Source organism: Stenotrophomonas maltophilia group sp. LNF247 (assembly GCF_054083135.1).
Map to the genome: position 1 here is coordinate 1 of NZ_JBSRQL010000003.1, position 17,919 is coordinate 17,919.

At 66.8% G+C, this 17,919-nt stretch carries 19 protein-coding genes and 1 pseudogene; 13 read left to right on the forward strand and 7 right to left on the reverse strand.

The genetic code is table 11. The features are described 5' to 3' along the window. From ACTXG9_RS03625 to ACTXG9_RS03645, 5 genes and pseudogenes are all read left to right on the forward strand, one after another. Positions 1–276: PilN domain-containing protein (locus tag ACTXG9_RS03625; RefSeq protein ID WP_457654774.1), on the forward strand; the 276-nt coding region annotated here is incomplete at its 5' end. Beyond that, positions 257–964 (forward strand): type II secretion system protein GspM, encoded by a 708-nt coding sequence (gene gspM, locus ACTXG9_RS03630; protein WP_241745020.1) that lies wholly within the window; start codon positions 257–259, stop codon positions 962–964. The genes ACTXG9_RS03625 and gspM, both read left to right, overlap by 20 nt. Continuing rightward, positions 954–1,748, forward strand: coding sequence for a hypothetical protein (locus ACTXG9_RS03635; RefSeq protein WP_010482014.1), 795 nt, complete (start codon positions 954–956; stop codon positions 1,746–1,748). The genes gspM and ACTXG9_RS03635 overlap by 11 nt, the downstream gene beginning before the upstream one ends. Positions 1,749–1,757: 9 nt before the next feature. Next, positions 1,758–2,171 (forward strand): annotated as a pseudogene (locus ACTXG9_RS03640) (type II secretion system secretin GspD); the annotation flags it as partial. A gap of 36 nt (positions 2,172–2,207) precedes the next feature. Next, positions 2,208–3,392 carry an MFS transporter gene (locus tag ACTXG9_RS03645; RefSeq protein ID WP_111102661.1) on the forward strand — a complete coding sequence of 395 codons (1,185 nt, stop codon included), beginning with the start codon at positions 2,208–2,210 and terminating at the stop codon, positions 3,390–3,392. Positions 3,393–3,404: 12 nt separating this feature from the next. Here ACTXG9_RS03645 and ACTXG9_RS03650 read toward each other — a convergent pair whose 3' ends face one another. From ACTXG9_RS03650 to ACTXG9_RS03675, 6 genes are all read right to left on the reverse strand, one after another. Then, a complete protein-coding gene (locus tag ACTXG9_RS03650) occupies positions 3,405–5,477 on the reverse strand; it encodes an acyltransferase family protein (RefSeq protein WP_111102663.1) in 2,073 nt (690 codons plus the stop codon). Between the two features lie 48 nt (positions 5,478–5,525). Continuing rightward, the gene (locus ACTXG9_RS03655) at positions 5,526–6,212 is read right to left on the reverse strand and encodes a DUF2058 domain-containing protein (RefSeq protein WP_021202714.1); all 687 of its coding nucleotides are present in this window, start codon (positions 6,210–6,212) and stop codon (positions 5,526–5,528) included. Positions 6,213–6,222: 10 nt separating this feature from the next. After that, positions 6,223–6,462, reverse strand: a complete 240-nt coding sequence (locus ACTXG9_RS03660; protein ID WP_019660397.1) for a SlyX family protein — start codon at positions 6,460–6,462, stop codon at positions 6,223–6,225. After that, positions 6,455–7,804, reverse strand: a complete 1,350-nt coding sequence (locus ACTXG9_RS03665) for a UDP-glucose dehydrogenase family protein (protein ID WP_019660398.1) — start codon at positions 7,802–7,804, stop codon at positions 6,455–6,457. The genes ACTXG9_RS03660 and ACTXG9_RS03665 overlap by 8 nt, the downstream gene beginning before the upstream one ends. 23 nt (positions 7,805–7,827) lie before the next feature. Continuing rightward, a complete protein-coding gene (locus ACTXG9_RS03670; RefSeq protein WP_019660399.1) occupies positions 7,828–8,805 on the reverse strand; it encodes an FKBP-type peptidyl-prolyl cis-trans isomerase N-terminal domain-containing protein in 978 nt (325 codons plus the stop codon). A 96-nt stretch (positions 8,806–8,901) separates the two neighbouring features. Then, on the reverse strand, positions 8,902–9,489 hold the full coding sequence (locus ACTXG9_RS03675) for a glutathione peroxidase (RefSeq protein WP_019660400.1): 588 nt from the start codon (positions 9,487–9,489) through the stop codon (positions 8,902–8,904). Positions 9,490–9,853: 364 nt separating this feature from the next. On the opposite strand from ACTXG9_RS03675, the gene ACTXG9_RS03680 reads away from it, so the two are divergent. The 7 genes from ACTXG9_RS03680 (at position 9,854) to ACTXG9_RS03710 (ending at position 14,442) form a co-directional block, all read left to right on the forward strand. Next, positions 9,854–10,099 carry a hypothetical protein gene (locus tag ACTXG9_RS03680; protein WP_032955307.1) on the forward strand — a complete coding sequence of 82 codons (246 nt, stop codon included), beginning with the start codon at positions 9,854–9,856 and terminating at the stop codon, positions 10,097–10,099. A gap of 2 nt (positions 10,100–10,101) precedes the next feature. Then, positions 10,102–10,461 carry a GntR family transcriptional regulator gene (locus ACTXG9_RS03685; protein WP_006453095.1) on the forward strand — a complete coding sequence of 120 codons (360 nt, stop codon included), beginning with the start codon at positions 10,102–10,104 and terminating at the stop codon, positions 10,459–10,461. Further along, a complete protein-coding gene (locus tag ACTXG9_RS03690; protein ID WP_019660401.1) occupies positions 10,461–11,336 on the forward strand; it encodes an ABC transporter ATP-binding protein in 876 nt (291 codons plus the stop codon). Before ACTXG9_RS03685 ends, ACTXG9_RS03690 begins: the two co-directional genes overlap by 1 nt. Beyond that, entirely contained in the window at positions 11,333–12,361 is a 1,029-nt protein-coding gene (locus tag ACTXG9_RS03695) for an ABC-2 transporter permease (protein WP_019660402.1), read from the forward strand. The genes ACTXG9_RS03690 and ACTXG9_RS03695 overlap by 4 nt, the downstream gene beginning before the upstream one ends. A gap of 25 nt (positions 12,362–12,386) precedes the next feature. After that, positions 12,387–13,274 (forward strand): DUF4097 family beta strand repeat-containing protein, encoded by an 888-nt coding sequence (locus ACTXG9_RS03700; protein ID WP_111099345.1) that lies wholly within the window; start codon positions 12,387–12,389, stop codon positions 13,272–13,274. A gap of 30 nt (positions 13,275–13,304) precedes the next feature. After that, positions 13,305–13,910: a YggN family protein gene (locus tag ACTXG9_RS03705; RefSeq protein WP_021202712.1), complete on the forward strand. Its 606-nt coding sequence runs from the start codon at positions 13,305–13,307 to the stop codon at positions 13,908–13,910. A gap of 106 nt (positions 13,911–14,016) precedes the next feature. Further along, positions 14,017–14,442: a hypothetical protein gene (locus ACTXG9_RS03710; protein ID WP_032953534.1), complete on the forward strand. Its 426-nt coding sequence runs from the start codon at positions 14,017–14,019 to the stop codon at positions 14,440–14,442. Between the two features lie 105 nt (positions 14,443–14,547). Here ACTXG9_RS03710 and ACTXG9_RS03715 read toward each other — a convergent pair whose 3' ends face one another. After that, positions 14,548–15,975, reverse strand: coding sequence for a class II fumarate hydratase (locus tag ACTXG9_RS03715; RefSeq protein ID WP_111101754.1), 1,428 nt, complete (start codon positions 15,973–15,975; stop codon positions 14,548–14,550). Between the two features lie 292 nt (positions 15,976–16,267). Here ACTXG9_RS03715 and purB point away from each other — a divergent pair, with 292 nt between their 5' ends. Further along, the gene (purB, locus tag ACTXG9_RS03720; protein ID WP_111101755.1) at positions 16,268–17,635 is read left to right on the forward strand and encodes an adenylosuccinate lyase; all 1,368 of its coding nucleotides are present in this window, start codon (positions 16,268–16,270) and stop codon (positions 17,633–17,635) included. The last annotated feature ends 284 nt before the right edge of the window (positions 17,636–17,919 follow it).

The following is a 17,919-nucleotide window of genomic DNA, read 5'->3' on the forward strand; positions in this document are numbered from 1 at the left end:
CTGACCCGGCGCCTGCCGGAGGGCACCTATCTGGAAAAGCTGGCCATCGAGAACAACAACCTGCAGCTGATCGGCCTGAGCCGCGAGGCGTCGCAGCTGGTGCAGCTGCTGCAGGACGCACCGCAGTGGCGCAAGGTCAATCTGACCGGCGTACTGCAGGCCGATGGTGCTGCCAGCGGCCGTGACCGTTTCACCATGACTGCCGAACTGCAGCCGTTGCCGGCTGCAGCCCCGGCCCGGGAGGCGGCCGATGCCGATGCCAAGCGCACGCCGTGACCGCTGGCTGGCACTGGCGCTGCTGCTGGCAGTGCTGGGCCTGGCCTACCTGCTGCTGGTGCACCCCTGGTTCACCCGGCCACTGCGTGAAATCGACGCCGACGTGGCCGCCCTGCGCGAGCGCGAACAGCGCGTGCAGGCGCAGCTGCAGCAGCAGCCGCAGATCGAACAACGCCTGCGCGCCACCCGCGAGGCACTGCAGCAGCGGCCGGGCTTCCTGCGTGAAGCCACCGCCGAAGCTGCAGCCGCTGCGCTTGGCGCCAGGCTGCAGGATGCGGTGGCGATGGCCAGCCCGGGCAACCGCAGCTGCACCATCAGCAACCGCACGCCACTGGCCGACAACCGTCGTGACGCCGAGTTCGTGCGCGTGGCCATGCAGGTGCGCCTGCGTTGCGGTGTGGCCGAACTGGCCACGGTGCTGCACAGCCTGGAAACCGGCAGCCCGCGCCTGTTCGTCGACAACCTCAACCTGATCGCGCAGCGCTTCCAGCAGTCGCCGAATGAATCCGGGCTCGGCCTGGACGTGTCGTTCGAACTGGCCGGTTACCTGCTGCCCGGTGCCGCTGCCGATGGCGCTGCGGCGGCCCCGGCAGCCGAGCCGGGCGCGGCGCCGCAACCGCCTTCGGCTGCACCGGCACCCTCACCGGCTGCGCCGGAAGAGGGGCAGGAGGTGGCCGATGAAGCTTGAGCAGATCAGCCTGCGCACCGGTTTCCTGCTGGCACTGGCCGGCTGGGCGGCAGCGGTCTGGCTGGCCACCGGCTTCGGCCTGGGCAGCCAGCTGCCAGGTGCGGATGGCGATGCCGATGCGGTGCCTTCGTTGCCGGTGCTGCCGCCGTTGGCCGCAGAACGCATGGCCAGCGCCGACAGCTACAGTGCCATCGGCGAGCGACCGCTGTTCGCCGAGGACCGCAGGCCGAAGCCCTATCTGCTCGGTGGCAGCGAGCCTGCCGCCAGCGCCGCGCTGCGCCTGACCGGCGTGCTGCTGACCGGCGACTTCGGCATGGCCACCTTCACCACCGAACAGAACCGTTCGTTGCGCCTGCGCCTCAACGGTGAAGCCGTCGACGGCTGGCAGCTGGTGGCACTGCAGCCGCGCCAGGCCACCGTGATCGGCCCCGGTGGCAACCAGGTGCTGGAACTGGCGGTCTTCAACGGCCAGGGCGGTGAGCCGCCGACCGTGCTGCGCGGCGCCAACGGTGCGCCGCCGGCAGGTGCGATCGTTGTGCCGCCCCCGGCAGGTGCTCCGCCGACACCGCCGCCGGCTGCGGCAACCCCATCGCCGTCGCCTGCTGCCAGTACGCCAGCGCCCTCGGCTGCGGCGGCCGCCACACCGCCTGCCACCAACAACGGCCCCAGCGAAGCGCAGATGCAGGCCATCCGCGAACGCATCCAGGCCCGTCGCCGCCAGCTGCAGCAACAACAACAGCAGCAACAACCGTCGCCGCCCCCGGGCGATGGCACCAACCGATAGAGTGAATGCATGAGCCTGCGTTTCCTTCCCTGGTCCTTTGCCCTCGCGCTGCTGGTCGGCTGCAGCACCGTGTCCGCGCCGCACGTGCAGCGCAAGGGCAATCTGTCGCCCACTGCCGAGGCCGGCCAGGCGGCCAATGTCGCCGCGGATGCTGCCCGTGACGCGCAGGGCGCTCCGCAGGCGGTGATCCGCCGTGGCACCGGCACCATGATCAACCGCGAAGCAGCACGCGCACCGGCACCGGCACTGCATGGCGCCAGCACCGGTGAAGCAACCTTCAATTTCGAAGGCGAATCGGTGCATGCGGTGGTCAAGGCCATCCTCGGTGACATGCTGGGCCAGAACTACGTGATCGCACCGGGGGTGCAGGGCACGGTCACCCTGGCCACGCCCAAGCCGGTGTCGCCGGCGCAGGCGTTGTCCGGGCATGGCCCGGCGCTACCGTGCATTATTCCCGCGATGACCGTTCCCGTTGCCCGCCTCTCAAGTTTCTACTTGTTCTACTACGCGGCGCTCGGCGCGTTCACGCCGTACTGGAGCCTGTTCCTGACCGCGCGCGGGATGAGCGTGACCGCGATCAGCGTGATGATGGGCCTGTGGTACGCCACCCGCGTCATCGCACCCAGTGCCTGGACCTCGCTGGCGGCCGCATCACCGCGACCGATCCGCCTACTGCGCGTCGGCTGCGTGCTGACCCTGCTCAGCTTCGCCGCCTTCCTGCAGCCCCTGCCGCAGCCGTGGATGTACCCGGCGATGATCGTGTTCTGCTTCTTCTACAACGCGGTGATGCCGCAGTTCGAGTCGATCACCCTCACCCACCTGGGCACCGACAGCCATCGCTACGGGCTTATCCGGGTCTGGGGCTCGCTCGGTTTCATCGCCGTGGTCACCCTGTTCGGCTGGCTGATCGAAGGCGATGGCGCCGGCAGCCACGCCGGATTGTTGCCCTGGATGATGCTGCCCCTGTTCGTGCTGCTGGTTGCCTCGGCCTTCAGCAACCACTACGCGCGCGACATCGGCAGGACGGCGGGGGATGCCAGCGGCTTCTGGCAGATCGTGCGCCGACCGCCGGTGCTGGCGTTCTTCCTGGCCGCGTTCATGGAGCAGCTGTCGTTCGGCCCGTACTACACGTTCTTCTCGGTCTACATGGACCATCACGGTTACCGTACCTCCGCCCTGGGCCTGCTGTGGACCATCGGCGTGGTCTTCGAAGTGGGCGTGTTCTTCACCATCGGCCGCTTCTTCCGCCACTACGACGCCAGCTGGATGCTGCTGATCGCACTGGTCAGTTCCTGCCTGCGCTGGGCCGTGACCGCATTGTTCCCGGAGAACCTGCCGGTAATGCTGCTGGCGCAGACCGCGCACGCGCTGGGCTTTGCCGCGTTCTTCGCGGCGGCGATGCAGATGCTGGCGACCTACTTCCCCGGTCGTCTCAATGGCCACGGCCAGGGACTGCTCTATGGATTCTCGTCGGGTGTCGGCGGGGTGCTGGGCGCGCTTATTGCCGGCCAGCTGTGGAAGATCGACGATGGCCGCACCGCGTTCCTGGCGGGTAGCGGGTTTGCCCTGATCGGCGCCCTGCTCTGCTTCTTCGCGCTGAGCCTGCCGCTGATACGCGCGCGCCGGACCCACGGCGCACACTGACAACGCTCCGGTTCAGCGCTGCAGCAACACCTGCTGCAGCGAAGGCAGCAGCACGCGGTTGCCATGCGCGCTGAGATGATCGCCATCGAAGAACAGCGGGCGGCCATCGCGCTGCGCGGGACATAGCGCGTCGTCGCACAGCACCGGCAGCGGGTCCCACAGCACGCCCCCCGGCAGTCCATCGACCACCTGCCGCAGGCTGCCCAGCATGGGTGCCCGCAACGTTTCCATCGCGACGCGCGTGCTGTCCAGCCCGTTGCGGCAGACCTCGTTGCGCGCATTGAAGCGGTCCGAGCAGCGATAGGGGGGCGCCGGCAGCACCGGTTTAGGTGCCTCCAGCACGATGCGCACACCGCGCTCGGCCAGAGGCTTCCACTGCTTGATCGCCTCGGCCGCTTCGGCCTCACGCCCTGCCGTGGCCTCCGCTGTCAGTTCGCCCTCCAGCTGCGCCTGCGCATCGAACAGCACGAACTGATCGGACAGGCGCGGCACCCGCAGCGATACCAGAACCACGGCGTCCCCCGGCTGCGCGCGCTGCGCGATGTCGGCAAACACCGCTGCGTCGAAATCGGTGCAACCGGCCCCGGCACCGCGCCACTTCTGCAGGCTCACCTGCGGGCATCCGCCACGGCCATAGAGGGAGACCTCAGAGCCGGTTTCCAGCGCCAGGCGCTGCAGCAGCTCGATGTAGGCCATCGCATGCGAATCGCCGGCAACAAACACCCGCTTCGGCGCACCGGCCGGCAGCGGACGGTCGCAGTTTCCACGGGTAAAGGTGCGCGCACTGCCGCCTTCGAATCGATGCTTCGCGGCCACCAGAGCACAATCGGGATAATCACCCGCCACACTCTCGCCATTGGGATACCAATCGGCTGGATGCCGGCTGACGGTACTCAGCGACAGCCGCGGCGCCTGCAGGTAGAGCAATGCCTGGATGCCGGCGGCGCACAGCAGTACGACTGCGCCGCTCAGCACCCACCGGCCTGGACGCAGGCGCTGCGACAACGGGCCGCGGAAGGGTTGCTCGACCCAGCGCCACGATACCCATGACAGCAGCAGCACCAGCACCATCGCAGCGATCATCTGCGGTGGTGTCCGCAGGCCCACGGTCCAGCGCATCAGCACGAACACCGGCCAGTGCCACAGATACAGCGAGTACGACAGCAGGCCAATGCGGCGCATCGGAGCGCTGGCGAGCAGCCGCGCCACCCATGCCTGCGGATGATGATGCAGCGTCCAAAGCAGGCCTGCGGTGGCGAAGGCCGGCAGCAGGCCGTCAGGCCACGGCGAGCGCCCGGCACGCGAGGACCATAGAGCCCACCCCAGCAGGACCAGCGCCATCATGGCCAGCAGGGAAAACACCGGCGCAGCGCGCTTCAGTGCCTGACTGGTTGCGGGGTCCAGCGATTGCCGCACGTGCAGCAGCTGGAACAGCAGCACGCCCACGCCCAGTTGCCAGAGACGGGTGCTGGTGGCGTAGAACGCCCACGATGGCGGCGCCTCGCGCAGACCCAGCACCGCAGCGTGCAGCAGCGATGCCATGCTGACCAGTGCGAACAGGCCCAGGCTGATACAGCGCCCGCGCGCGCCACGTGCCCAGGCCAGGAACAGCAACGGGAACAGCAGGTAGAACTGCTCTTCCACACCAAGCGACCAGGTATGGGTGTAGGGATTGAATTCGGCCTTGGGCGCGAAGTAATCGTTGCCGATCGCCGCCAGCACCCAGTTGCTGAATCCGAACAACGCCATCAGCCCCGTCTTGTCGCTGGCTTCGCTGAGCCACGACTCAGGAATGAACAGCACGCTCGCCACAGCGGTCAGCAACACGCACGCCAGCAGCGCCGGTGCGATACGACGGATGCGGCGCGCATAGAAGCGCAGCATCGACTGCCCCAGCGACAGCGGCGGCAGCCGATGTACCGACGCGCTGACCACGAAACCGGAGATGACGAAAAACACGTCCACGCCGGTAAACCCGCCCGGCAACCAGCCCGGGTCCAGGTGGAACACGATGACAGCCAGCACGGCGATCGCGCGCAGGCCGTCAATGTGCGGCACGTAGCCGCGGCTTGGATCAGCGGTCATCCCTTCCTCCGCGGCCGCGGGGGCAACGCGCCCACGGCGATCACGCGTTTACCAGACCAGGTCGTCCGGCACCTGGTACTGCGGGTCCGCGTACGGATCTTCCTCGGCCGGCGCATTCGGATCGACCTTCAGCGCCACCGACGGGGCGAACACTGCCTCGCACTGTGCCAGCACCTCGGCGGTCACCAGCAGGTAGCGGCCGTTGAGCTGGACCACGCCCAGTTCACCCGCATTGAGCGCGGTCAGCTGTTCGGCGGTCACGTAGATGCGCTTGATCTTGCCGCCGTACGGGAAGTGGCGGGCAATGTCCGCCTCCTCGGCATTGAGGCTTTTGCCCTGCAGCAGCGCTTCCAGCTTGGCCTTCGCCTCACGGCGCACGCGTGCTTCTTCCTGCTTCAGGCGCTCGGCCTCGATGCGCTCTTCCTTCTCCCGCTGCGCACGGATCGCATAGGCCTTGGCCAGGTCCATCTCTTCGGCGCTGCGCGGCTTGCGCGGCCCCTGCTGCCCTTGGCCACCACGCGCCTGCCCACCGGGCTTGCCCGCCCCACCATGGCCATGCCCGCGACGCTCGCCGGGCTTGTGCTCGCCCTTGCCTGCGCCCTGCGGCTTTGCATTGCCGTTGCCACCCTTGCCCTGCGGGCGGCCGTCACGGCGGGGGCCATCATTCTTGCGCTCGGGCTTGGGCGCGGGCTTGAAGCCCAGGCCCATCAGCTGGTCGCGGAGGGTATCGCTCATAGGATTCGGATCAGTAGTGCGGCGGCGGCGGTTCGCTCGCCGGATCGGAAGAATTCAGTGCGTTGCGGACCTTGCCCAGGTCCTCCAGCAGGACGCGCAGCACATCGGCATTGCGCATGCCCTGCATGCGGGCATCAGCCAGCGCATCGCTCAACTCGGCCAGCGCCTGTTCCTGGAAGGACACGCGCATCTCCAACTCGACCAGGCGCGCTTCCAGCGCCTGCTCGCGTTCGGTCGGTAGATCAGACATGCAGCGAACGCCCCCGGCCGATGCCGTAGTACGCCAGGCCGGCGGCTTCCACTTCGGCCGGCTCATAGAGGTTGCGGCCGTCGAACACCACCGCGTCCTTCAGCTGCTCGCGCAGCTTCTGGAAATCGGGACTGCGGAACTGCTTCCACTCGGTCACCACGACCAGGGCATCCGCGCCCTGCAGCGCTTCGTCAGCATTGCTGCAGAACACCAGGTCATCGCGTTCGCCGAAGATGCGCTGCGATTCGTGCATTGCTTCCGGATCGTAGGCACGCACCGTGGCACCGCCTTCCCACAGCTGCGCCAGCAGGCGACGGCTGGAGGCTTCACGCATGTCATCAGTGTTCGGCTTGAAGGCCAGGCCCCACACGGCGAAGGTCTTGCCGCGCACCCCTTCGTCCTCGCCCTTGTCGTAATGACGCTGGATGAGGGCGAACAGATGGCCCTTCTGTGCATCGTTGACCGCTTCCACTGCATTGAGCAGCTTCGGCTCCAGGCCATGCTGCTGGGCCGTACGGGCCAATGCCTGCACGTCCTTCGGGAAGCACGAGCCGCCGTAGCCGGCGCCCGGGTAGATGAAGTGCCAGCCGATGCGCGGGTCCGAGCCGATACCCTGGCGGACCTGCTCGACGTCGGCACCGACGCGTTCGGCAATGTTGGCGATTTCGTTCATGAATGAAATCTTGGTTGCCAGCATCGCATTGGCGGCGTACTTGGTCAGCTCGGCCGAACGCACGTCCATCTCGACCACGCGGTCGTGGTTGCGGTTGAACGGCGCGTACAGGCGGCGCATTACCGCTACCGACTCATCGCTGGTCGCACCGATGATGATGCGGTCCGGGCGCATGCAATCGGCGACTGCGTCGCCTTCCTTCAGGAATTCCGGATTGGACACCACGTCGAAGGTGATGTCCGCGCCACGCGCGGCCAGCTCTTCGGCAATGGCGGCGCGCACCTTGTCGGCGGTACCCACCGGCACCGTCGACTTGTTGACCACCACGGTGGGCACGCTCATGTGCCGGCCGATGGTACGGGCAACGGCCAGCACGTACTGCAGATCGGCGCTGCCATCCTCGTCCGGCGGGGTACCCACGGCGATGAACACTACCTGGCCATGCGCGATCGCCGACGCGGCATCGGTAGTGAATGCCAGCCGCGACGCGGCGTGGTTGGCCTTCACCATCGGCTCCAGGCCAGGCTCATAGATGGGAATGACGCCCTGGTTGAGGCCATCTACCTTGGCCTGGTCGATATCGACGCAGACCACCTGATGACCGACATCGGCCAGGCAGGTACCGGTCACCAGTCCAACGTAACCCGTACCAAAAATCGCAACGCGCATATCCGTATTCGCTCCTCGATGACTTACGGCAGGACGCCCAGCAGCTCGACGTCGAACGTCAAAGTCGCGTTCGGGCCGATCGGGCCGCCGGGAGTGCCGTTCTCACCGTAGGCGAGTTCGCCCGGAATCCAGAAGCGGTACTTCGAACCGACCGGCATCAGCGCAACGCCTTCGGTCCAGCCCTTGATCACCTGGTCCAGGCCGAACTCAGCCGGCTGGCGGCCGTAGGAACTGTCGAACACGGTGCCGTTGAGCAGCTTGCCTTCGTAGTTCACGCGCACCTTGCTGCTCGGCAGCGGACGCTCGCCGCTACCCGGGCGGATCACCTGGTACTGCAGGCCCGACGCGGTGGTCACCACGCCCGGCTGGGTCTTGTTCTTGGCCAGGAACGCATTGCCTTCCTCGCGGTTGGTCTGCGCAGCGGCGGCGGCCTTGGCCTGCATTTCGGCCTGCTTGCTGCCCATGAAGGCCTGAATGGTGGCGGTCGCGTCAGCTTCCGTCATCTTCGGCTGTCCCTTGCTCAGGCCGGTGCTGATCGCGTCAAACAGCGAGGCGACGTCGATGTCATCCTTCAGTTGCGCCAGCGACGGGCCCACCGAGTAGGAACCGATCATCTGCGAGACCTTGACGCGGTCGACCTTCGGCGGCTGCGAACCCGGCGCCACGCCCGGCACCTGCTGGCCGCTGCGGGCCATCACGACCTGGCGCAGGGCCGCGTCGGTGGCCTTGGCCTGTTCCTGGGTGATCTGCGGCTGCAGGCCTTCGAACGAACGCTCCACGGCGGTGCGCAGCGCGGCCACGTCGATCTCATCGGCGATCGGAGTGAACGACTTGGCCACGTCCAGGCCGATGGCGTAGCCCAGCTTCTGCTTGGGGGAATTCAAGGTTGCGGTCTCCTTGGCGGCTGCGGGGGCAGCCGGTTGTTGCGACAGAGCGACACCCGAAGTGCCCATCGCCAGAATCAGAACCGACGCCGCGGCGCCGCGCATTCCCATCTTCATTCGCTGCATTCCTGGAAGTGTCTGGGCGCCGACGTCGGCGCGAAAAGGATCATTGTCGCACGCATGCCGTCGATGTCGAGGCATGCGTGCCGGATATCAATGCGTGGCGGCGGCCGCCAGCGCCTTGTCGATGGCCGCGATCAGCTGCGGATCGTCCGGCGTCACCTTGCTGGCGAACTGGGCGATGACCTTGCCATCGCGGCCCACGAGGTACTTGTGGAAGTTCCAGGCCGGCGCAACGCCGGTCGCTGCGGTCAGCCGCTGGTACAGCGGCGTGGCCTGCGGACCGACCACATGCACTTTCTCGAACATCGGGAACCTGACGCCGTAGGTCAGGGTGCAGAAGTCCTGGATCTGCTTCTCGTCACCGGGCTCCTGGCCCTTGAAATCGTTGGACGGGAAGCCGAGCACCGCGAAGCCCTTGCCGGCGTACTGCCTGTGCAGCGCCTCCAGGCCTTCGTACTGAGGGGTATAGCCACACTTGCTGGCGGTATTGACCACCAGCAGCACCTGGCCGTGGTAGCGCTGCTGCAGGTTGACCTGCTGCTTGCCAGCCAGCGGCCGATAGCTGACGTCGAGCAGGTCGGCGGCCAGCGCATTGGCCGAGGCTGCCAGGCCGAGGGCCAGCAGAGTCAACAGGGACAGGCCGCGGAAGCGGTGCGGGAAGGCGGTCGACAGGGGCATGGGAACGTTCCGCAATAGCCGTTTCAAGGGTCCGGCCAGCATCGGCCGGGAATCGGCCGAACTATAGCACCGGGCCCTGTGGCACCTGTCGGCCCCGCCGTGGCACAGCTTTGCCGGGCTTGGCGACAGCCTGTGGGAAACGGCCGCGGCGCGTCGTCATTGACATAGGATTGACGTGATTGAATGGAAGGCGGTCAGGGAAGCCGGTTTTACCAAACATTTTTCCTTTATTATCAATTGCCTGGATGGATATGGCGCGTTCTTGACCGCCCCTGCCATCAGTTGGGTGATGTGGGGGCTTGCACCCCGGCGTGCCGGTGTTATAGTTGCATACAACACCAGTCACCTGAGACAGGGGGAAGCCATGAACGTCCGGATCCGTCGCAACCTCACCGCACACGCGGCCGTCGCTGTTTCGACCCTGCTCGTGCTGGCCTGGTGGGCCACGCCCACCGCCCCTGCTTCTGCCGCTGCCGAAAGTGCGCAGGACGCGACGCTCTCCCCGGCAGGGAATGCCACCCCCTCCTCCCCCCCTCCCCCGCGTCGGCTGCACAGCGCGCTGTCCATGCCGTATTTCTCGTTCGCCCAGCCGCTGATCCCACGGAGCTGAACATGAGCGACATCCAGTGGAGCGACGGCGCTCCCATCTACCGTCAGTTGAAGGAGCGCGTGATCGCCATGATGCTCGACGGAATCCTCAAGCCGGGCGATGCCCTGCCTTCGGTGCGCCAGGTGGCCGCCGACTATCAACTCAACCCCATCACCGTTTCGCGCGCCTACCAGGAACTGGCTGACGAAGGCCTGGTGGAGAAGCGCCGCGGCCTGGGCATGTTCATGACCGAGCAGGCGGCTACGCAGCTGCGAAGCAGCGAGCGCGACCGTTTCCTCAACGAAGAATGGCCGGCGGTCCTGGAGCGCATCCAGCGCCTGGGCCTGAGCCTCGACGAATTGCTGCCCCAGGGGAAAGTCTGATGAAGAGCACTGCAAGTGAAGCGGTCATCACCGCCCGAGGCCTGCGCAAGGCCTACAAGACCACGGTTGCCCTCGACAACGCCAGCTTCAGCATCCCAAGCGGGCGCATCGTCGGCCTGATCGGGCCCAATGGCGCCGGCAAGACCACCGCGCTGAAGGCCATTCTTGGCCTGACCTCGGTGGAGGGGGACCTGAGCGTGCTCGGGCGTGACCCGCGACTGCACCGCGACGAACTGATGAATGACATCTGCTTCATCGCTGACGTCGCCGTGCTGCCGCGCTGGTTGAAGGTCCGCGAAGCGATCGACTTCGTCGCTGGCGTTCACCCGCGCTTCGACCGCGCCCGTTGCGAACGCTTCCTGGCCAACACCAAGCTGCAGCCGAAGCAGCGCGTGCGGGAGCTGTCCAAGGGCATGATCGTGCAGCTGCACCTGGCGCTGGTGATGGCCATCGATGCCCGCATCCTGGTGCTGGACGAGCCGACACTGGGCCTGGACATCCTGTACCGCAAGGAGTTCTACCAGCGCCTGCTGGAAGACTACTTCGACGAACAGAAGACGATCATCGTCACTACCCACCAGGTGGAGGAAATCGAGCATATCCTCAGCGACGTCATGTTCATCCGTGATGGCCGCATCGTGCTCGACGCTGAAATGGACGACGTCGGCCAGCGCTATACCGAGTTGCTGGTCAATGCCGAACAGCTGGACACCGCCCGCGCATTGAAGCCGATCGACGAGCGCAGCCTGGCGTTCGGCAAGACGGTGATGCTGTTCGATGGCGTGCCGCGCGCCCAGCTTTCCTCCCTCGGCGAGACCCGCATCCCGGGCCTGGCCGACCTGTTCGTCGCCATCATGAAGGGGACCTACGCATGAACGCCGTCAACCACCCCGTCAGCCCGATCGGCACCCTGCGCTGGCTGCTCAAGCGCGAGTATTGGGAGAACCGCGGCGGCTTCCTCTATGCACCGTTGATCGCCGGACTGATCTCGCTGGTGATGAGCACCATCGGCATCGCGTTCGGCCTGTTCGCGCTGCATCGTGCCGCGCGCGACGGCGGCCTGCACATCGACGGCGAAGATGTGAACATCAATGGCCTGGACCTGGCGCTGCTCACCCGCGACATCAGTGCCAAGGACCTGGCCGATCTCGGTAACGGCCTCGACCTGACCCTCGTGCTCAGCTCGGCGTGGCCATTCCTGGTCCTGGCCTTCGTGGTGTTCTTCTACTGCCTGGGCGCCCTGTACGATGACCGCCGCGACCGCAGCATCCTGTTCTGGAAGTCGCTGCCGCTGTCGGACACCCAGACGGTGCTGTCCAAGCTGATCAGTGCGCTGATCGTGGCCCCGCTGATCGCGGTGATCGCTGGCATCATCACCATGCTCGGCTTCATGCTGGTCATCAGCATCGTCGCGCTGATGCACGGTGGCAGCCCGATGACCCTGATCTGGGGCCCGGCCAGCCCGTTGACCCTGGCTGCCGGCCACCTGAGCTGGATTCCGGTCTACGCGCTGTGGGCCCTGCCCACCGCCGGCTGGCTGCTGCTGTGCTCGGCCTGGGCCAAGAGCAAGCCGTTCCTGTGGGCGGTGATGCTGCCGCTGTTTGCCGGCGTCATCGTCAGCACCACCAAGATCATGCCGCTGTTCGGTCTGACCACCGGCTGGTTCTGGCAGAACATCGTCGGCCGCCTGCTGCTGGGCGGCGTACCCGGCATGGACCTGCTGTATCGCCTCGGCGCAGGTGAAGGGTCGCGCCGCGATCTGGACTCGGTGGTCAGCCTGATGTCCCCTGCCTCGCAGCTGAAGTCGCTGGCGATGCCGGAACTGTGGATCGGTGCGGCCGTCGGTGCAGTGTTCATCTTCCTCGCCATCCGCCTGCGCAAGCGCGCCGGCGAGATCTGACTCCACCCATCCGGAGGCACCACCCATGCGTTCCCTGCTCGCCTGTTCTGCGTTGTTGCTGTTGCCGCTGTCGGCGCTGGCCGCCGATGCCCCTAACTGCAAGTTCACCGCTGCCCGTACGTTGAAGCTGGAGACATCCGGCGCCAAGGCGGTGGTGTTCGAGGTGAACCAGCATGACCTGAAGGTGGTCGCCAGCAAGGGCGGTGGCCAGCTGGATGGTCGCGCCTGCGCCTCGAGCCAGGAATGGTTGGACCAGCTGGTGCTGGATCAGCGGAAGGAAGGCGACAAGCTGGTGGTCAGCCTGCGCCGCGAAGGCCGCGACAGCGGCATCAGCCTGGGCAGCAGCTATGCCTGGCTGGACATCCGTGGCAGCGTGCCGGACAACCTGCCGCTGCAGCTGAAGGTCGGCTCCGGCGATGCCAGCGTGGAAAACGCGCAGTCACTCAGCGTGGACGTCGGTTCCGGTGACGCCGTGGCCCGCGGAACCCGTGGCAGCATTCACGCCGCAGTGGGTTCGGGCGACCTCAACATCGATGGCGGCGGCTCCCTGAACCTGCTGTCGCTGGGTTCCGGCGACGTCACCGTACGCAACATCACCGGCGACGCCAGCACCGGTACCGTCGGCTCCGGTGACCTGAAGATCACCGATGTGCGTGGCAACGCGCGGCTGGATACCGTGGGCTCGGGTGACATCGAGTTCAAGCGTGTGCAGGGCAGCGTTGAAGTGGGCGTGGTCGGCTCCGGCGGGGTCGATCTGGCCGATATCGGCGGCAATGTGCATGTCCGCAGCCACGGTTCGGGCGACATCCACGTCGACGGGGTGCGCGGCACCCTGACCGTCGATCGCAGCGGCAGCGGTGACGTCGATCATCGCAACGTCAGCGGCCGGGTCACCCTGCCGCGCAGCAAGTAACCCTTTTCCAGACACCACCAGGGGAACACCATGAACCTGTTGCGCCTGCTGCCTGCCACCCTGCTGTGCCTGCCGCTGATCGCCTGCGGCGGCACGTCCTCCACGCCTGATACCACCGTCGGCAAAAGCGTGGCCGAGGCGACCAGCGGGGTCGGCCAGACGGTCAAGGAGGCCATGGACGATGCCCGCAAGGACATCGCCCAGGGCAACATCAAGATCTCGGCCGACAAGCAGCCGCGTGCGGAGATCACGCCGGACGGGCGGCTGCTGATCGGCGGCAAGGAAGTGCCGGCCGATGAGGCCCAGCGCCGGCAGCTGCTGGAATACCGCGGCCACGTCGTTGCCATTGCAATGGACGGCATGGATGTCGGCCTGGCCGGTGCCAAGCTCGGCGCCAGTGCTGCCGGAGAGGCCCTGAAGGGCATCTTCAGCGGCGACAGCGAGGGCATCGAGAAGCGGATCAATGCCGAGGCGGAGAAGATCGAAGCCCAGGCCAAGCGCATCTGCAACCGCATGCCGGCGATGCTGGCCAGCCAGCAGGCGCTGGCCGCATCGCTGCCCGCGTTCAGGCCGTACGCCACGATGGACCAGAGTGACGTCGACGACTGCGGCAAGGACACCGTGGTCCAGCGCTAGGCCTGTGACAGATCAGCGCACCCGGCCGGCAGCGGCGCCCCGCTGCCGGCCGTAACGTGCCGACCGGCTTACAATGTCGGCCCCGGACGCCCCCGAACCGAATGCCATGAAGAAGTTGTTCCTGCTGCTGGCCGCCCTGCTCTGCCTGGGCCTGGTCGGCTGTGACAAGGATTACCGCAACCACCGCGCCGAGCGCGGCAAGCCCAAGATTTCCGTCAGCGAAGGGATGGTGACCGTGCGTCGCCCGCCGGCACCGAACATCATCATCCTCGGCGATGGCACGATGAAGGTGGACGAGATCCAGATCCCGCTCGACGAAGGGCAGAAGCAGATGCTGCAGACGATGTTCGGCCGGCTGCAGGTACTGCGCCAGAACACCCTGGTCGCCGCCCCGGCCGATCCCAACATGCAACCGGTGAAGATCCAGCCGCCGGAAGGCATGGAAGTGATCCCGGCCGACCTGGTCCAGCGCATCCCCGAGTTCAAGGACTACACCGACACCTTCGGCAACATCGTCGCCGACCGTCGCTGAAAAAACGCCGCCCCCTGGGCGGCGTTTCCTCTTGTAGAGCCGAGCCCATGCCCGGCTCAGGTCCAGGAAGCAGCCGAGCATGGGCTCGGCCCTACGACCGGCGCATCAACCGCCGCCGCCACCGCCCCCCGCGTGGATGCCACCGGCAGTCAGCGCGGTGGGGTCCAGCAGGCGGCGCAGTTCCGCTTCCTGCAGGCCGCTGTCTTCCAGCGCGACGTCCAGCACCGGGCGCTGTTCCTTGTAGGCACGCTTGGCAATGGCCGCTGCCTTCTCGTAGCCGATGATCGGGTTCAGCGCCGTGACCAGGATGGGATTGCGCGACAGCGCCTCGGCAACACGGTCTTGGCGCACCTTCAGCCCGGCAATCGCGCTGTCGGCCAGCAGCCGCGACACATTGGCCAGCAGGCCGATGCCATCCAGCAGGTTCACCGCAATCAGCGGCAGGGTGACGTTGAGCTGGAAGTTGCCGGTCTGCCCGGCCACGGTGATCGCGGTATGGTGGCCAATCACCTGCGCACACGCCATCACGGTTGCTTCCGGAATCACCGGGTTGACCTTGCCCGGCATGATCGAGCTGCCCGGCTGCAGTGCCGGCAGTTCGATCTCGCCCAGCCCGGCCAGCGGACCGGCGTTCATCCAGCGAAGATCATTGGCGATCTTGATCAGCGCCACGGCCAGTGCATTGAGCTGGCCCGACAGTTCCACGGCATCATCCTGCGCGGCCAGGCCCTCGAACTTGTTCTCGGCGCTGTCGAACTTGAAACCGGTCTGTTGCTTCAGTGCCTTGGCCACCTGCGCGCCGAAGCGCGGGTCGGCATTGATGCCGGTGCCGATGGCGGTGCCACCCAGCGGCAGGCGGCGCACGCGCTTGAGGCTGTCTTCGATGCGCTCCTGCGCCGAGGCCAGCTGCGCCGACCATGCGCCGAACTCCTGCTCGAAGGTCAGTGGCATCGCGTCCATCAGGTGGGTACGGCCGGTCTTGACCACCTTGCGCAGGCTGCGGCCCTTCTTGTCGAGGGTCTTGCGCAGGTGCACCAGCGCCGGCAGCAGCTGTTCGTGCGTCGCCAGCACCGCCGACACGCGCAGCGCGGTCGGGATCACGTCGTTGGAGCTCTGCCCCTGGTTGACGTGGTCATTGGGATGCACGGTGGTCTTGCCCGCCTTGCCGGCACGGTTGGCCAGGGTGGCGATGACCTCATTGGCATTCATGTTCGACGACGTGCCCGAACCGGTCTGGTAGACGTCGATCGGGAAGTGCGCGTCCCAGTTGCCGGCGGCCACTTCGGCAGCAGCGGTCTGGATAGCCTTGGCCACGTTCTTCGGCAGGTGGCCCAGCTCGGCGTTGACGCCGGCGGCAGCGCCCTTGACCAGGCCCAGGGCACGGATGAAACCGCGCGGCATGCGCTGGCCCGACACCGGGAAATTCTGCACGGCACGCTGGGTCTGGGCGCCCCACAGGGCGTCCGCAGGCACCTGCAGCTCGCCCATGCTGTCGTGTTCGATTCTGAAACCCTTGCTTGCAGCTTTGCTCATTGCATCAACTCCGCACTACTTCAGTTGGGGAAAGGGAAGCGGCGGCTGGCAGGGTGTCGCTTCCCGGGCTGGCGGCTGCGCCAACGATACTCTCTTGTCCGCAGCGTGGGATGACGAGGACGGGCCAGAACGTTCCGTCCGCAGGGCCGTGTTGTAGAGCCGAGCCCACGCTCGGCGTCCCGCAGGCCGCCGGATTCTCCGAAGCAGCCGAGCGTGGGCTCGGCTCTACAGGGCACGCCCCGCCGGCACGTCGTAGAATATCGGCCCCGCCGCTCGTCCCAGCCCTGCCGACATGTCCGATTCCGCCCTGCTCGCCCTGTCCCCGCTCGATGGCCGCTATGCCGGCAAGGTCGACGCGCTGCGCCCGATCTTCTCCGAATACGGCCTGATCAAGGCCCGCATCACGGTCGAGGTGGAATGGCTGCTGGCGCTGGCCGCCGAACCGGGCATCGTCGAACTGGCGCCGTTCTCCGACGCCGCCGTCGCCCGCCTGCGCGACCTGGCCGCCCGCTTCAGCCCGGCCCAGGCCGCGCGCGTGAAGGAGATCGAGCGCACCACCAACCATGACGTCAAGGCGGTGGAGTACTTCATCAAGGAACAGCTGAAGGACGACGCCGAACTGGCCCCGGCGCTGGAATTCGTGCATTTCGCCTGCACCAGCGAAGACATCAACAACCTCAGCTACGGCCTGATGCTGGAACAGGCCCGCCGCGAGGTGCTGCTGCCGACCCTGGACGGCATCGCCAGCACCCTGCGCAGCCTGGCCCACGCCCAGGCCGGCCAGCCGATGCTGTCGCGCACCCACGGCCAGACCGCCTCGCCGACCACGCTGGGCAAGGAGCTGGCCAACGTGGTCGCTCGCCTGGAACGCCAGCGCGGGCAGATCGCCGCGGTCGAACTGACCGGCAAGATCAACGGTGCCGTCGGCAACTACAACGCCCACGTGGCCAGCTACCCGGACGTGGACTGGCCGGCCTTCGCCGAGCGCTTCGTGACCGGCCTGGGCCTGGTATTCAACCCGTACACCACGCAGATCGAGCCGCACGACAACGTGGCCGAGATCGGCGATGCCGCACGCCGCGCCAACATCATCCTGATCGATCTGGCTCGCGACATCTGGGGCTACATCTCGCTGGGCTATTTCAAGCAGCGCCTGAAGGAAGGCGAAGTCGGCTCGTCGACGATGCCGCACAAGGTCAACCCGATCGATTTCGAGAATGCCGAAGGCAACTTCGGCATCGCCAACGCGCTGTTTGAGCACTTCAGCGCGAAGCTGCCGATCAGCCGCTGGCAGCGTGACCTGACCGATTCCACCGTGCTGCGTGCACTGGGCACCGCGTTCGGCCACAGCCAGGTGGCGCTGGATTCGCTGGCCAAGGGCCTGGGCAAGCTGGAAGTGAACCCGCAGCGCCTGGATGCCGATCTGGACGCGGCCTGGGAAGTGCTGGCCGAGGCCGTGCAGACGGTGATGCGCCGCCATGGCCTGCCGAACCCGTACGAGCAGCTGAAGGCGCTGACCCGCGGCCAGGGCATCACGGCTGAGTCGATGCGTGCGTTCGTGCAGGGGCTGGAGCTGCCGGCGGATGCGAAGCAGCGCCTGCTGGAGATGACCCCGGGCAGCTACACCGGCCTGGCCGAGTCGCTGGCGAAGAAGATCTAAGAGGTTTCCGTTGCGGCGGCGGCCGCGGGCGCTGCCTGCGGCAGGCAACAGCAACGTCAAAGGCGGCTCTGGGTTATGTCGCGCTTGGCGGGGCGGGTTGGGTTCGCGGGGGACGCCGTGAATCCGTCCGTGGAGGCTTGGCAGCCGCATCCATGCGGCTGACACCCCCGCGACCCCATCCCTCCCCACCTCTGACAGTTGTCCGGTGACGGATCGAAGAGCGTTGGGTTGTCGGGACGGAATTTGAAAGAGGGACGCGGCTTCGCCGCGTCCCTTTTGTCGTT

Bases quoted from the DNA above. Each gene is read 5' to 3' on its own strand.
- ACTXG9_RS03645 (WP_111102661.1), top strand. From the start codon at position 2,208: ATGACCGTTCCCGTTGCCCGCCTCTCAAGTTTCTACTTGTTCTACTAC.
- ACTXG9_RS03665 (WP_019660398.1), bottom strand. From the start codon at position 7,804: ATGCGCGTTGCGATTTTTGGTACGGGTTACGTTGGACTGGTGACCGGT.
- ACTXG9_RS03690 (WP_019660401.1), top strand. From the start codon at position 10,461: ATGAAGAGCACTGCAAGTGAAGCGGTCATCACCGCCCGAGGCCTGCGC.
- ACTXG9_RS03685 (WP_006453095.1), top strand. From the start codon at position 10,102: ATGAGCGACATCCAGTGGAGCGACGGCGCTCCCATCTACCGTCAGTTG.
- ACTXG9_RS03700 (WP_111099345.1), top strand. From the start codon at position 12,387: ATGCGTTCCCTGCTCGCCTGTTCTGCGTTGTTGCTGTTGCCGCTGTCG.
- ACTXG9_RS03695 (WP_019660402.1), top strand. From the start codon at position 11,333: ATGAACGCCGTCAACCACCCCGTCAGCCCGATCGGCACCCTGCGCTGG.
- ACTXG9_RS03670 (WP_019660399.1), bottom strand. From the start codon at position 8,805: ATGAAGATGGGAATGCGCGGCGCCGCGGCGTCGGTTCTGATTCTGGCG.
- ACTXG9_RS03715 (WP_111101754.1), bottom strand. From the start codon at position 15,975: ATGAGCAAAGCTGCAAGCAAGGGTTTCAGAATCGAACACGACAGCATG.
- ACTXG9_RS03655 (WP_021202714.1), bottom strand. From the start codon at position 6,212: ATGAGCGATACCCTCCGCGACCAGCTGATGGGCCTGGGCTTCAAGCCC.
- purB (WP_111101755.1), top strand. From the start codon at position 16,268: ATGTCCGATTCCGCCCTGCTCGCCCTGTCCCCGCTCGATGGCCGCTAT.
- ACTXG9_RS03705 (WP_021202712.1), top strand. From the start codon at position 13,305: ATGAACCTGTTGCGCCTGCTGCCTGCCACCCTGCTGTGCCTGCCGCTG.
- gspM (WP_241745020.1), top strand. From the start codon at position 257: ATGCCAAGCGCACGCCGTGACCGCTGGCTGGCACTGGCGCTGCTGCTG.
- ACTXG9_RS03675 (WP_019660400.1), bottom strand. From the start codon at position 9,489: ATGCCCCTGTCGACCGCCTTCCCGCACCGCTTCCGCGGCCTGTCCCTG.
- ACTXG9_RS03635 (WP_010482014.1), top strand. From the start codon at position 954: ATGAAGCTTGAGCAGATCAGCCTGCGCACCGGTTTCCTGCTGGCACTG.
- ACTXG9_RS03660 (WP_019660397.1), bottom strand. From the start codon at position 6,462: ATGTCTGATCTACCGACCGAACGCGAGCAGGCGCTGGAAGCGCGCCTG.
- ACTXG9_RS03650 (WP_111102663.1), bottom strand. From the start codon at position 5,477: ATGACCGCTGATCCAAGCCGCGGCTACGTGCCGCACATTGACGGCCTG.
- ACTXG9_RS03680 (WP_032955307.1), top strand. From the start codon at position 9,854: ATGAACGTCCGGATCCGTCGCAACCTCACCGCACACGCGGCCGTCGCT.
- ACTXG9_RS03710 (WP_032953534.1), top strand. From the start codon at position 14,017: ATGAAGAAGTTGTTCCTGCTGCTGGCCGCCCTGCTCTGCCTGGGCCTG.